The 12881-nt window shown below is 67.7% G+C and carries 13 protein-coding genes and 1 pseudogene; 3 read left to right on the top strand and 11 right to left on the bottom strand.

Annotation, left to right across the window (positions count from 1 at the left end; genetic code table 11):
- Positions 1–88: 88 nt before the first annotated feature.
- Both EDF69_RS06595 and EDF69_RS06590 read right to left on the bottom strand, forming a co-directional pair.
- Complete coding sequence (locus EDF69_RS06595; RefSeq protein ID WP_165890080.1) at positions 89–340, bottom strand: TonB family protein; 252 nt, start codon at positions 338–340, stop codon at positions 89–91.
- 636 nt (positions 341–976) lie between these two features.
- Positions 977–1288 (bottom strand): hypothetical protein, encoded by a 312-nt coding sequence (locus EDF69_RS06590; protein ID WP_132884357.1) that lies wholly within the window; start codon positions 1286–1288, stop codon positions 977–979.
- Between the two features lie 65 nt (positions 1289–1353).
- Between EDF69_RS06590 and clpB the strand changes: the two genes are divergently transcribed.
- Positions 1354–3933, top strand: a complete 2580-nt coding sequence (clpB, locus tag EDF69_RS06585) for an ATP-dependent chaperone ClpB (protein WP_132884358.1) — start codon at positions 1354–1356, stop codon at positions 3931–3933.
- A 77-nt stretch (positions 3934–4010) separates the two neighbouring features.
- Here clpB and EDF69_RS19875 read toward each other — a convergent pair.
- The 9 genes and pseudogenes from EDF69_RS19875 to EDF69_RS06545 form a co-directional block, all read right to left on the bottom strand.
- A pseudogene (locus EDF69_RS19875) lies at positions 4011–5075 on the bottom strand (TonB-dependent receptor domain-containing protein); the annotation flags it as partial.
- Positions 5045–6733 carry a TonB-dependent receptor plug domain-containing protein gene (locus EDF69_RS19870; protein ID WP_339538739.1) on the bottom strand — a complete coding sequence of 563 codons (1689 nt, stop codon included), beginning with the start codon at positions 6731–6733 and terminating at the stop codon, positions 5045–5047. The pseudogene EDF69_RS19875 and the gene EDF69_RS19870, both read right to left, overlap by 31 nt.
- Before the next feature lie 416 nt (positions 6734–7149).
- Entirely contained in the window at positions 7150–7770 is a 621-nt protein-coding gene (locus EDF69_RS06575) for a MarC family protein (RefSeq protein ID WP_132884359.1), read from the bottom strand.
- A gap of 17 nt (positions 7771–7787) precedes the next feature.
- Entirely contained in the window at positions 7788–8663 is an 876-nt protein-coding gene (gene folD / locus EDF69_RS06570; protein WP_132884360.1) for a bifunctional methylenetetrahydrofolate dehydrogenase/methenyltetrahydrofolate cyclohydrolase FolD, read from the bottom strand.
- Positions 8660–8971 (bottom strand): DUF167 domain-containing protein, encoded by a 312-nt coding sequence (locus EDF69_RS06565; protein WP_132884361.1) that lies wholly within the window; start codon positions 8969–8971, stop codon positions 8660–8662. The genes folD and EDF69_RS06565 overlap by 4 nt, the downstream gene beginning before the upstream one ends.
- The gene (locus EDF69_RS06560) at positions 8971–9273 is read right to left on the bottom strand and encodes a YggT family protein (RefSeq protein WP_125961655.1); all 303 of its coding nucleotides are present in this window, start codon (positions 9271–9273) and stop codon (positions 8971–8973) included. Before EDF69_RS06560 ends, EDF69_RS06565 begins: the two co-directional genes overlap by 1 nt.
- A 91-nt stretch (positions 9274–9364) precedes the next feature.
- Complete coding sequence (argB, locus tag EDF69_RS06555; RefSeq protein WP_132884362.1) at positions 9365–10264, bottom strand: acetylglutamate kinase; 900 nt, start codon at positions 10262–10264, stop codon at positions 9365–9367.
- A gap of 204 nt (positions 10265–10468) precedes the next feature.
- Positions 10469–10777 carry an alkylphosphonate utilization protein gene (locus EDF69_RS06550; RefSeq protein WP_132884363.1) on the bottom strand — a complete coding sequence of 103 codons (309 nt, stop codon included), beginning with the start codon at positions 10775–10777 and terminating at the stop codon, positions 10469–10471.
- Positions 10774–11430, bottom strand: a complete 657-nt coding sequence (locus EDF69_RS06545) for a queuosine precursor transporter (RefSeq protein WP_132884364.1) — start codon at positions 11428–11430, stop codon at positions 10774–10776. The genes EDF69_RS06550 and EDF69_RS06545 overlap by 4 nt, the downstream gene beginning before the upstream one ends.
- A 53-nt stretch (positions 11431–11483) precedes the next feature.
- Here EDF69_RS06545 and EDF69_RS19795 point away from each other — a divergent pair, with 53 nt between their 5' ends.
- Positions 11484–11618, top strand: a complete 135-nt coding sequence (locus tag EDF69_RS19795; protein WP_272695210.1) for a hypothetical protein — start codon at positions 11484–11486, stop codon at positions 11616–11618.
- On the top strand, positions 11615–12877 hold the full coding sequence (locus EDF69_RS06540; RefSeq protein WP_132884365.1) for a NupC/NupG family nucleoside CNT transporter: 1263 nt from the start codon (positions 11615–11617) through the stop codon (positions 12875–12877). Before EDF69_RS19795 ends, EDF69_RS06540 begins: the two co-directional genes overlap by 4 nt.
- Positions 12878–12881: the final 4 nt, after the last annotated feature.

The following is a 12881-nucleotide window of genomic DNA, read 5'->3' as shown; positions in this document are numbered from 1 at the left end:
ACTGGCTGACAACGAAAACTGCGGCTCGTCGTACGAAATCATCGCGTCGTCGCAGCCCGGCACTTCGAAAAGCGCGTTGTTCCGAGCCTTACTTCTGGAAATGATATTCGATCGGCACGATCACCCACGCCAGATCGGACGGCTTGCCGTCCACCTCCGGCGGATAGATCCGGAACTTGGGCGACGCCGCCAGCGCCGCCGCACCGAAGCCGCTTCCTGCCGGCGTCTCCTTGAGCACTGAGCAGTTGCGCAGGTGTTTGTTCCTCTGGACCCGGCAGACCAGATAGGCCGTGCCCGAGATGCCGCGCTTGCGGACCTCTGAAGGAATCGACGGGTTCAACTCCTGGAAGCCGGGGCGCCGCACCCAGCGCGCTACCGTGATCGCAGGTTCCGCCCCGCCGCGCCCACTGCCGGCGCCCGTGCCATCCCCGCTCCCGCTCCCGCTTCCCGAGGCGCCGGCCCCAGACCCATTTGCATCGGCCGCCGAACCGCCGTTCCCGGTCGACGGTGGCCCGATGGCCGCGGGTGCCGCGGGGCGCATCGGCACCAGGGGCAATGGCGGGGGCTCGACAGCCTTCGGTGCGGGTAAGGAAGCAGGAGGGCTCCCTCCCCGGCTGCCGCCGGCAATCTCCTGCGCCGGCGGCGCCTGCGGCTGAGGCACGCGCTGCTCGATGGGCTGCGGAAGAGGTTGCGGCGGTGGAGGCGGAGGCGGAAGCTCCCAGAGCGTCAGCCTGCGCTGTTCGGGGCGCGCAGTCGGCGGAACCGGTGCCCACAGCCACAACAGCAGCAGAAACGCCAGGAGATGTAGCAAGATCGCCGAGCCGAACCCCGCCGTCCGCATCCACAGGGGTGCGCCAGGAGGCAGGCGGGAAGCAGCGGCGTACTTCACCGCATCAGAGTAGCGGCCGCCGCAGCAGCGCCGCAAGCATCGAAACGGGTCCGCTCTCGCCTCGCCATTGCCCTTGAGCGCCGGGCGTCAGCCGCCCTCCACCCCGGTGAAGGCTTCGTTGTCCACGAACGCGATCGGGAACCGCTCCCCTGCCCCAGCCGCGGCAAGGATCTTGAGCACGTCCTGCATGCAGGAGTCGGCGGCCTTCGCGTCCGGCTCGAACCGCACTTCCTGCTTGGTGGCGGCCCAGCGCGCCGTCGTCGCGCGCAGGCCATCGAGCGTGACGGCGACGCCGTCGATGGTGGGCTTGCAGGGGCCGGCAGGCACAACCAGATTGACCGACGGCGGCGGTGGCGCATCCTGAACGGCAGCCAGGGTCAACAACGCGAGTGTCAGCATCACGCACCTCTTGTGTTGCATAAAAGCAACACCACCTTGGTTCCCGAAGATAACAGGGATTTGTTATGAACCTAGAGAAATTCACGGACCGCGCGAAGGGCTTTCTCCAGGCGGCGCAAACCGTCGCCATCCGGCTCAACCACCAGCGCATCGCGCCCGAGCATCTGCTGAAGGCACTGCTCGAGGACGACCAGGGCATGGCCGCCGGGCTGATCGAGCGCGCCGGGGGCGACCCGCGGCGGGCCGTGGCGGACACGGACGCGGCACTGGCGAAGATCCCCGCCGTGTCGGGCAGTGGCGCGCAGCAGACGCCCGGGCTCGACAACGATGCAGTGCGCGTGCTCGACCAGGCCGAGCAGGTCGCCCAGAAAGCCGGCGACAGCTATGTCACCGTCGAGCGGCTGCTGCTCGCCCTTGCGCTTTCCCCCAACACTGCCGCGGGCAAGGCGCTTGCCGCCGCCGGGGTGCGCGCGGAAGCGCTCAACACCGCGATCAACGATCTGCGCGGCGGCCGCACCGCCGACACCGCGACCGCCGAGGACCGCTATGACGCGCTCAAGAAGTTCGCGCGCGACCTGACGGAGGCGGCGCACGCCGGAAAGCTCGATCCGGTCATCGGCCGCGACGAGGAAATCCGCCGCACCATCCAGATCCTCGCCCGCCGCACCAAGAACAATCCCGTGCTGATCGGCGAGCCGGGCGTCGGCAAGACCGCCATCGCCGAAGGCCTCGCGCTGCGCATCGCCAACGGCGACGTGCCCGACACGCTCAAGGCCCGCACGCTGATGGCGCTCGACATGGGCTCCCTCATTGCCGGCGCGAAGTATCGCGGCGAGTTCGAGGAACGGCTGAAGGGCGTGCTCGACGAGGTGAAGGGCGCCGAAGGCCAGATCATCCTCTTCATCGACGAGATGCACACGCTGATCGGCGCGGGCAAGTCGGAAGGCGCGATGGACGCCGGCAACCTGCTGAAGCCAGCCCTCGCCCGGGGTGAGCTTCACTGCATCGGCGCGACCACGCTCGACGAATACCGCAAGTACGTCGAAAAGGACCCCGCGCTCCAGCGGCGCTTCCAGCCCGTGTTCGTGGGCGAGCCGACGGTCGAGGACACCATCTCGATCCTGCGCGGCCTGAAGGAGAAGTACGAGCTTCACCACGGCGTGCGCATCACCGACGGCGCGCTGGTGTCCGCGGCGACCCTGTCGAACCGCTACATCACCGACCGCTTCCTCCCCGACAAGGCGATCGACCTGATGGACGAGGCCGCGTCCCGCATCCGCATGGAGGTGGAGTCCAAGCCCGAGGAGATCGAGACCCTCGACCGCCGCATCATCCAGCTCAAGATCGAGCGGGAAGCGCTGCGGCGGGAGAGCGATGCCGCCTCGCAAGACCGGCTCGCCAACCTGGAGGAGGAACTCGCCAACCTTGAGCAGCAATCGGCCGAGCTCACCACCCGCTGGCAGGGCGAAAAGGACAAGATCGGCGCCGAGGCGAAGCTGAAGGAACAGCTGGACGCAGCCCGCGTCGAGCTGGAGCAGGCGCAGCGCCAGGGCGATCTCGCCCGCGCCGGCGAGCTCTCCTACGGCCGCATTCCCGCGCTCACCCGCCAGCTGGAGGAAGCGCAGAGCCAGACCAAGGGCGCCATGCTGCGCGAGGAGGTCACCGCCGACGACATCGCCGCGGTGGTCAGCCGCTGGACCGGCATTCCGGTCGACCGCATGCAGGAAGGCCAGCGCGAAAAGCTGCTCCACATGGAGGAACAGCTCGGCAAGCGCGTGATCGGCCAGTCGGAAGCCGTGCGCGCGGTCTCCACCGCCGTCCGCCGCAGCCGCGCGGGGCTACAGGACCCGAACCGCCCGCTCGGCTCGTTCCTGTTCCTGGGGCCGACGGGCGTTGGCAAGACCGAGCTGACCAAGGCGCTCGCCGAATTCCTGTTCGACGATCCCAACGCGATGGTGCGCATCGACATGAGCGAGTTCATGGAGAAGCACGCGGTTGCGCGGCTGATTGGCGCCCCTCCGGGCTATGTGGGCTATGAGGAAGGCGGCGTGCTGACCGAGGCGGTGCGGCGCCGGCCGTATCAGGTCGTGCTGTTCGACGAGGTCGAGAAGGCACACGGCGACGTGTTCAACGTGCTCCTCCAGGTGCTCGACGACGGGCGGCTGACCGACGGCCAGGGCCGCACCGTCGACTTCTCGAACACGATCATCATCCTGACTTCGAATCTCGGCAGCCAGTATCTGACCAACCTTGCCGAGGGCCAGTCGGTCGAGGATGTCGAGCCGCAGGTGATGGACGTGGTGCGCGCGCACTTCCGCCCGGAATTCCTCAACCGGCTGGACGAGATCATCCTGTTCCACCGGCTGGGCAGCGCTCACATGGCGCCGATCGTCGACATCCAGGTCGGTCGCGTCGCGAAGCTGCTGGCGGATCGCAAGATCACGATCCACCTGACGGACGCCGCCCGCGACTGGCTGGGCCGGGTCGGGTACGACGCCGTCTATGGCGCGCGGCCGCTGAAGCGCGCCGTCCAGCGCTACCTGCAGGACCCCCTCGCCGACCTGATCCTGAAGGGCGAGGTCCGCGATGGCTCGACCGTGACCGTCGACGAAGGCGAAGGCGCGCTGCGGCTGACCGTCGACTGAGGCGCGGGGCCTCTGCCCAAACGAAAAGGGGCGGCTCCCTTCGGAGCCGCCCCTTCTTATTTTCAGCGTCCGTCGACTTAGAAGTTGACGCGCGCACCCGCCAGGAAGCGGCGGCCGTAGATGTTCTCGCCGGCCTGGACCGGGTTGTACAGCCACGCGCCATAGGTGACCGGATCGACGTCAGGCAGACGATCGAACACGTTCAGCATGTTCACGTAGAAGGTCATGTTGTCGCTGACCTTGACGGTGCCGTTCAGGTCCAGCGTGAAGTAGCTCTTCACGCGGCAGCCCGTGTAGTTCGGGCTCGGTGCCAGGCTGCAGTCGCCTGCTTCGCCACCTTGGTCCTCTGCCGACAGGTCATAGCCCGAGGTGTAGTTCGCCGTCGCGGTCAGCGAGTACGGACCCACCAGCAGGGTGTTCTGCCAGTTGCCGCGCCAGCGGAACGTGCCCGAGCCGGCCGTCAGGTTGTAGTTGCCGAGCGTGTCGACATAGCTTTCCTTGCGACCATCCGGGAAGGTGGTGCTCAGTTCCAGCTGCAGCGTCGCATCCAGGTTGCTCACCCAGGTCACGTCACCGAACTGCACGCGGCTGTTGATGCCGAAGTCGATGCCTTCCGACTTGATCGTGTTGGCGTTGACCAGCGCCGACGCGACGTAGAGCACGCGCGGCGTGGCGTTCGGGAAGGCCGCGTCCGGGGCGTCCGGAGTGATCGTGAAGGCCGGATCCACCGGCTGCCCGGCGTAGTAGGCCTGCAGCGCGTCACCGGCGGTGAGCGACGTGATCGCGTTGGTCTTCTTGATGTTGAAGTAGTCGACCGTGAACGCGACGTTGTGGAACGGCTCGAACACCACGCCGGCCGTAAAGCTGCGCGACTTCTCCGGCTTCAGATCCGGCGACGCGAGCGTCGTCGAACCATAGCTGCCCGAACGAATGTAGGTCGGGCAGCTGCTGAAGGTGTCCTTCGAGCACACCGCACCCGGAGTGGAATACTGCGCCAGGAACGCGTCGGTGAACAGGTTCGGCGAGTTGGTCACATAGCCGGTGGTCGGCAGTGCGTTTGCTTCCGCGAAGCTCGGGATGCGGTAGCCGCGCGACCAGGTACCACGCACCGTCAGCTGCTCGATCGGCGTGAACTTCGCGCCGAGCTTGGGCGAGAAGTTGCTCTGGCGGTCGAATAATGGTCGAAGCGACCCGAGGCGTTGAGCGTCAGCTGATCGAGCACCGGCGCGTTGATTTCGCCGAAGGCCGAGGTGACGGTACGGTTGCCCTCGGTGCCGAAGGCGTTGAGGCGGAAATAGCGCTCGGTAGGACCATTGATGTCCGAGTTCGCGCTCGGCGCGTCCACGGCCTCATAGTAGATCGAGCCGCCGAAGCCGACTTCCAGGTCGCCGCCCGGCAGCTGGGTCACGGCCTTGTTGACCGAGAACTGTGCCTGGTAGAGGTCCGACGAGGCGTCGGTGATGTTCTCCGGCATCAGATAGTCGGTGACGCTCTGGCTGTTCGCCGACGGATTGATGAAGTTGTACGATCCGTCCGCGATCACATCGAGCAGGTGCTGGATGTAGACGTAGCCGTTCTGGCGACGACGCAGGTCCGTGTGCATCGCGGTCAGGTCGACGCGATAGTCCCAGTCACCGAACACGGTGCCGTGAATACCGGCAGCGGCGCGATAGACGCGGCTGCGGGTCTCGTCACGCTCGATGGAGTTGGGCAGCCAACCGACCAGCTCAGCGTCCACACCCAACGGATTGTACGGGTTGGTCCCCGGCAGCGTCAGCGGACCCGAGCCCGGTGCATAGGACGCAGCGCTCGAGCGGGTCGAGAACGGCTGGAAGTAGATGCCGGCGGGAGCGTTCGCATAGATCTGCGAGGGCGTGCCGTTATAGCTGCTGGTGGTCTGCTGGAAGTTGAACTGCGCGTAGGCTTCGGAGCTGTCGCCGACCATCGCGGTGAACTTGGCCGAACCGCCGAAGCGCTCAACCTTCGGCGCGACCACGCCATACTGGTTGATGTTGTCCTGGCTGCAGATGGTGCCGGGCACCACGCCGGTTGCCGGCGCACCGGTCGACACGGCGTTACCATTGGCGCAACCGCCCGAGAGCAGCGAATACTGGGTCGACCCGACCGGACGAATGTACAGGTTCGAACCGGCGTTGGTGACGCCCCAGGTGTCCGGATTGATCGTGTCGTTCGGGCCGCCGATGCCGGTCTGGTCGGAGGAGTTGAACGGATAGGGCAGGTCGCGGTTATAGACCTCGCCCGCGCGGTAGTAGAAGCCGCTGATGTACGCGTTGTAGCCGTCGCTATCGAGGTCGCCGGTGCCGGCGGTCAGCGACAGGCGCTGGGTCGGCGCGATACCGTCCTCGGAGATGCCGGCCTCGGCGCGGGCTGCGACGCCCCGGAAGCTGCGCTTGGTGATGATGTTCACCACGCCCGCGATCGCGTCGGCGCCATAGCTGGACGATGCGCCGTCGCGCAGCACTTCGACACGCTCGACGATGTCGTCCGGGATGGTGTTCAGGTCGACGAAGTTGCGGGTCGCGTCATCGGCGAGCGGGAAATAGGCCGCACGCAGGCCGTCGAACAGCACCAGCGTCGAGCTGCTGGAAAGGCCGCGCAGCGACACGGCGGAAGCGCCGCCTGCGAACGCACCGTTCGCGCTGAACGAGTTGGTGAGCGCCGGGCCGTTGTTGGCCGCCAGCCGCTGGATGCCTTCCTGGACGGTCTGGATGCCGCGCTGCTCGAGGTTCTCGGTCGAGACGACGGTGACGGGCGACGGGGTGACGGCCTGGCGGAACATCGACCCGGTGACGACGATCTCCTGACCGGTCGTGTCGGTGTCGGTCGCGGCCTCGCGAGCCCCAGGCGTTTGCGCCTGATCTGCGGTGGCGGTCGCCTGCTCGTCCGCCGTCTGGGCGAACGCCGGCGCGGAAACGCCCATGCCAACCAGCACGAGCGCGGTCAGCGCGGTGGTTCCACGCAACATCGAGGATTTGATCAAGATACTGTCCCTTTTTCGCCCGCTACGCAGCGGATCGCTTCCCCCCGGCACGGAAGCCGGTGGAGCAGCAATGCGACCCAGGGCTAAGATTTGTAAAGGACAGGGCGGCGGGCCGCGTACTTTTCTTTCGCGGGTGTAGCCCTCCCGCAACAAATGCACCTTACCGGTGCGTTTACTGTCCAGAATGACTTTGGCGGACAGGAAGCCCTTTCACCTCACAAGAAGCTCGCGCGCAGGCCGTCGATCACGAACTGCGAGGCGAGTGCTGCCAGCAGCACACCCAGCACGCGGGTGATCACCGCTTCGATCTTGGCGCCCAGCAGGCGCATCAGCGGGGCGGCGGCGAGCAGCGCGACGAGCATCAGCAGGAGGTTGGTCGCCAGGGCGGCGAGCACCACCAGCTTGGCGGTGGTGCCGTCGGTCTGCCCCATCAGCAGCATCACGCTGGCGATCGAGCCCGGTCCCGCGATCATCGGCATCGCCATCGGGAAGATGGAGACGTCCTCCACCTCATGCGTCTCGATGATCTTGGCGGCGCGGTCCTCGCGGCGCTGAGTGCGCTTCTCGAACACCATCTCCAGCGCGATCAGGAACAGCATGATGCCGCCGGCGATGCGGAAGCTGTCGAGGCTGATGCCGAGCGCATGGAGCAGCCCGCGCCCGAACAGCGCGAACACCAGCAGGATCGCGGCCGCCGTCAGCACCGCGCGGATCGCCATGCTGCGGCGCTGCACCCCGCTCGCCCCCGCCGTCAGTCCCGCATAGATCGGGGCGCAGCCGGGGGGATCGATCACCACGAAGAAGGTGATCAGGGCGGAGATGAACAGCTCGAGCACGGCGGGGCCCTCGCAGGTTAGAGCGTGGCTTCGTCGAGCGGCACGCCCGCGCGGCGGTGCGCCGCCACCAGCGTGTTGCGCAACAGGACGGCGATGGTCATCGGCCCCACTCCGCCCGGTACCGGCGTGATCGCCCCGGCCACCTCGACTGCGGAGGCGAAGTCGACGTCGCCGACCAGCCCGCCTTCGACGCGGTTGATGCCGACGTCGATCACCGTGGCACCGGGCTTCAGCCACTCGCCGCGCACGAAGTTCGGGCGCCCCACCGCCGCCACGACGATGTCCGCCCGCCCGACATGACCCGGCAAGTCCCGGGTGCGCGAATGCGCCAGCGTGACGGTGGCGCTGTCGGCGGTCAGCAGGGCCGCCATCGGCTTGCCGACGATGTTGGAACGGCCGATCACCACGGCTTCCAGCCCCGACAGGTCGCCCAGCCGGTCGCGCAGCAGCATCAGGCAGCCAAGCGGCGTGCACGGCACGAACCCCGGCAGTCCGGAGGCGAGCCGACCGGCGTTGACCGGATGGAAGCCGTCCACGTCCTTGTCCGGGTCGATGCGCAGCAGCACTGCGTCGGCATCCAGGTGGCGCGGAAGCGGCAGCTGTACCAGGATGCCATCGACGGCAGGATCGGCGTTGAGCTGGTCGACCAGCGCCTCCAGCGTCGCCTGGTCGGTGTCGGCCGGCAGGCGGTGCTCGAAGCTCGCCATGCCGGCGGCGACCGTCGCCTTGCCCTTGGAGCGGACGTAGACCGCCGAGGCCGGATCCTCGCCCACCAGCACCACCGCAAGCCCCGCGGGGCGGCCGGCGGCCTCGGCAAATGCTCCTGCGGCCTCGCCTACCCGGCCCCGCAACTTGGCCGCAAAGGCCTTTCCGTCGATGATGTCAGCGCTCATGCCTTGGTCGCATAGAGGCTCGCGGCCGTCTGTTCCAGCGCTGTGGTGTCGCCTTCGACCAGCAACCGCTTCACCCGCGCCGTGTCGCCGGCAACCAGCGTCACCGCGCGCCTGGGCACGCCGAAGCTGCGCGCGACCAGCTGCACCAGGGCGGCGTTGGCCGCGCCCTCGACCGGGGGCGCCGTCAGGCGGGCGGCGAAATGCTCGGCATCGCTGCCCCCGAATGCCTCACGCGAAGAGCGCGGCGTCACGCGGACGGCGATGCGGAGGCCCTGCTGGTCGGGCGACCAGGCCGCCCCGCCCCGCATCAGATCGCGTAGGGCAGCGTCGCCCGGTAGAGCGCCGGCAGCACGATCGTCTGCAGGATGCCCATGGTCACCAGCACCGCCATCGGCGCGAGGTCGATCGCACCCAGGTCCGGCAGGATCCGGCGGAACGGGCGATAGATCGGCTCAGTGATGACGTTCAGCGCCCGCCATACGCTGCGCACGAAGTCGCTGTGCGTGTTGATGACGTTGAAAGCAATCAGGATCGACAACACGAACTGGACGAAGATCACCCACCACAGGACGTTGAGCAGGTAGTCGATGATTTGAATCAGGACGTTCAACGGTGCGGCTCCGAAACGGTCTTGGGCAGCGATACCCTACCCGGACGGCAGCGGACAAGCGCCCGCTGCCTGGATGCGGAAGCGGTGCGCATCAGGCGCGGACCAGCGTACCTGCGCCCTGGCGGGTGAAGATCTCCAGCAGCAGCCCGTGCGGGATGCGGCCGTCCAGGATCACCGCCGCGTCCACCCCGGCGCCGACGGCGGCGACGCAGGTCTCGACCTTGGGGATCATGCCGCCACGAATCGTACCGTCTTCCTTCAAGGCGGCGATGTCCTTGGGCTGAAGGTCGGTCAGCAACTCGCCCGACTTGTCCATCACGCCCGGAACGTCGGTCAGCAGGAAGAAGCGGGCGGCCCCCAGCGCACCCGCGATCGCACCCGCCATGGTGTCGGCGTTGACGTTATAGGTGTGGCCGTCCGCGCCCAGCGCCACCGGCGCCACGACGGGAATGAAGCCGTCGCGCGCCAGGCTGTTGAGCAGCGTCGGGTCGACCGCCACCGGCTCGCCGACGAAGCCCAGGTCGACGTGGCGCTCGATGCCCGAGTTGCGGTCGGGCTCGGTCCGCTGCACCTTTTCGGCGCGCACGAGGCCGGCGTCCTTGCCCGAGATACCGACCGCGCGCCCGCCGGCGGCAGCGATCCAGGACACGATTTCCTTGTTGATCTTGCCGGCCAGCACCATCTCCGCGACCTCGGCCGTGGCCGCGTCGGTCACGCGCAGCCCGTCGATGAAGCGGCTTTCGACGCCCAGGCGCTTGAGCATCGCGCCGATCTGCGGCCCGCCGCCGTGTACCACCACCGGGTTGATGCCGACTGCCTTCAGCAGCACCACGTCCTCGGCGAAGTCGCGCTGCAGCTCGGGATCGCCCATCGCGTGGCCGCCGTATTTCACGACAAAGGTCATGCCGGCGTAGCGCTGGAGATAGGGCAGCGCTTCGGTCAGCGTCTCCGCCTTGGCAAGCATCGCGGGATCGGGGGAATGGTCGGTCATGCGCGCGCCTGTAGCGCCAAGCGCGCCGCGATCCAAAGTTTTTGAAGGGACGTGCGGCTACCGCACCGACCTGTACCCGTACCCCGGCGAAGGCCGGGGCCCAGTTGCGGAGGCTCCCGAGACTTGGCGCGCCCTCGCCGACGCTATCCCAACCGGAGCCCGGCCTCCGCCGGGGTACTCAAGAGAGGCCCAGCGGCGCGAGCCTCACCGCTTGCGAACGAACTCCGCGCGCAGGACGAGCCCCTTGATGCCTTCGTAGCGGCAGTCGATCTCCTGCGCGTCGCCGGTCAGGCGGATCGACTTGATGACGGTGCCCCGCTTCAGCGTCTGGTTCGCGCCCTTGACCTTCAGGTCCTTGACCAGCGTCACGCTGTCGCCGTCGGCGAGCAGGTTACCCGCCGCATCCCGCACCTCGACGCCGCCGTCTGGCGATTCCGCAGGGGCGGCAGCGGCGGCGTCGTCCGGGCTGATCCACTCGCCGGTCGCCTCGTCATAGATATAGTCGTCGCTCATGCCGCCTGCTCCGCGCGCGTCCCGTCCAGCCAGCGGCCGAGCGCGACGAAGAAGTAGATGAGCGGCGGGACCAGCACGATCGAGAGCACCACCTTGGCGATCATCTGGCCGACGATCAGCTGGCCGATCGGGAAGGCGCCGTAGAAGGCGATGGTGATGAAGATCAGCGTGTCGACGATCTGGGACAGGGCGCTGGCCGTTCCCGCCCGCAGCCACAGGAACTTGCCCGCACCGCGACGCATCGCGGCAAATATGGTGACGTTCAACGTCTGCGACACGCCATAAGCGACGATGCCCGCCCCCCAGATGCGCGGGGTCGCGCGCATCATCAACTCGAATGCCGCGAGCCGCTCGGGCTCCATGTCGGGTGCGGCCGGCACCGTCAGCACGGCGAGCAACAGCAGGATGGAGAAGATCAGCGGCACGAAGCCGAACTGCACCAGGCGATTGGCCATGGCACGGCCGTGCAGTTCCGCGACGGCGCTGGAGACGGTCACGAGCAACAGGAAGGCGAAGATGCCCGCTTCGACGGCGAGCGGCCCGACGGCGACCTGCTTGTTGCCGAGCACGCCTGCGATGCAGACCATGCCGCCGTAGAAAATGGAGAACACGAACAACGACCGCGGCACCGCGGTGGAAGGATGGGGAGTCATCCGCGCGACGCTAGACGCTTTCCCGTGTCGGTCAATGCGCGCAACCGCCTGAAATGGAACGTCCCACGACGAAAGGACTGTTGCCGCGGGCGCCGCTTGGCCATAGTCCCGCCGCGCTTCTGCGCCAGAAGCTCGACGTGACCATCACTACGCCTGCCGAGCGGGCACGGGGCCGGAACCAGGAATGAACCGTTTTCTTATCGGCGTGGCCGGTATCGTCGTGATCCTTGCGATCGCCTTCGCAATCTCGACGAACCGCCGGGCCATCCGGCTGCGCGTCGTCGGCGCCGCCTTCGCACTGCAGGTCGGCATCGCCGTGCTGGTGCTCTACGTGCCGTTCGGCCGCCGCCTGATCCAGGCCGCCGCCGCCGGCGTCTCCGCGCTGCTCGGCTATGCGCAGGCCGGCACCGACTTCGTGTTCGGCCCGCTCGCACGGCCGGAGATGGGCGGCCACAGCTTCGCCATCTCGGCGCTGCCGGTCATCATCTTCTTCGCGGCGCTGGTTTCGATCCTCTACCACCTGGGGGTGATGCAGTTCGTCGTCCGCTGGGTCGGCGGGGGCATCGAAAAGGTGACCGGCGTCTCCAAGGTCGAGTCGCTGTGCGCCGCCGCCAACATCTTCGTCGGCCAGAGCGAGGCGCCGCTGGTGATCCGCCCCTATCTCGCCACCCTCACGCCCTCGCAGCTGTTCGCCGTCATGTCGGTGGGCATGGCGGGCGTCGCCGGCACGATCCTCGCGGCCTATGCCGCCTTCCTCGGCCCGCAATCGCTTCCCTTCCTGCTCGCCGCCTCCTTCATGGCGGCACCCGGCGGGCTGCTGATGGCCAAGATCATCATGCCGGACGCGCCGGTCGCGGCAAAGGATGCGGACGCACAGGCGGACGAGGAAGCCGCGATCCGCGCGGCGGAAGTCAATCTCGAGGAGGAAAAGGCCGCCAACCTGATCATGGCGGCGGCCACGGGCGCGCAGATCGGCGTAAAGATCGCCGTCGCCGTCGGGGCGATGGTACTCGCCTTCGTCGCGCTCGTCGCGCTCGCCAACGGCCTTCTGGGTGCGGTGGGTGGATGGTTCGGCCATCCGGAGCTCAGCTTCCAGATGATCATCGGCACCGTGTTCCAGCCGGTGATGTTCCTGCTCAACATCCCCTGGCACGAGGCGGGCATCGCCGGCGGCCTGTTCGGCAGCAAGGTCGTGTTGAACGAGTTCGTCTCGTTCATCGAGCTCGGCAACCTGCGCGATCAGCTGTCGCCGCGCACCGTCGCCATCGTCACCTTTGCGCTGTGCGGCTTCGCGAACTTCAGCTCCATCGCGATCCAGATGGCCGCGACGGGCAGCCTGGCGCCCAATCAGCGCCCGATGATCGCAAAGCTCGGCGTACGCGCGCTGGTGGCCGGAAGCCTTGCCAACCTGATGTCGGCGGCGCTCGCCGGGCTGCTGCTGTCCTGAGCCC

The sequence above is a fragment of the Sphingomonas sp. JUb134 genome (genome assembly GCF_004341505.2).
Classification (GTDB): domain Bacteria; phylum Pseudomonadota; class Alphaproteobacteria; order Sphingomonadales; family Sphingomonadaceae; genus Sphingomonas.
This window is presented reverse-complemented; position numbering and strand designations above follow the sequence as displayed.

What these genes read in the sequence shown, in the direction of transcription:
- EDF69_RS06590 (WP_132884357.1), bottom strand. Translation starts at nt 1,288, where the DNA reads ATGCTGACACTCGCGTTGTTGACCCTGGCTGCCGTTCAGGATGCGCCA.
- clpB (WP_132884358.1), top strand. Translation starts at nt 1,354, where the DNA reads ATGAACCTAGAGAAATTCACGGACCGCGCGAAGGGCTTTCTCCAGGCG.
- EDF69_RS19870 (WP_339538739.1), bottom strand. Translation starts at nt 6,733, where the DNA reads ATGTTCCGCCAGGCCGTCACCCCGTCGCCCGTCACCGTCGTCTCGACC.
- folD (WP_132884360.1), bottom strand. Translation starts at nt 8,663, where the DNA reads ATGAGCGCTGACATCATCGACGGAAAGGCCTTTGCGGCCAAGTTGCGG.
- EDF69_RS06565 (WP_132884361.1), bottom strand. Translation starts at nt 8,971, where the DNA reads ATGCGGGGCGGGGCGGCCTGGTCGCCCGACCAGCAGGGCCTCCGCATC.
- argB (WP_132884362.1), bottom strand. Translation starts at nt 10,264, where the DNA reads ATGACCGACCATTCCCCCGATCCCGCGATGCTTGCCAAGGCGGAGACG.
- EDF69_RS06550 (WP_132884363.1), bottom strand. Translation starts at nt 10,777, where the DNA reads ATGAGCGACGACTATATCTATGACGAGGCGACCGGCGAGTGGATCAGC.
- EDF69_RS06545 (WP_132884364.1), bottom strand. Translation starts at nt 11,430, where the DNA reads ATGACTCCCCATCCTTCCACCGCGGTGCCGCGGTCGTTGTTCGTGTTC.
- EDF69_RS19795 (WP_272695210.1), top strand. Translation starts at nt 11,484, where the DNA reads ATGGAACGTCCCACGACGAAAGGACTGTTGCCGCGGGCGCCGCTTGGC.
- EDF69_RS06540 (WP_132884365.1), top strand. Translation starts at nt 11,615, where the DNA reads ATGAACCGTTTTCTTATCGGCGTGGCCGGTATCGTCGTGATCCTTGCG.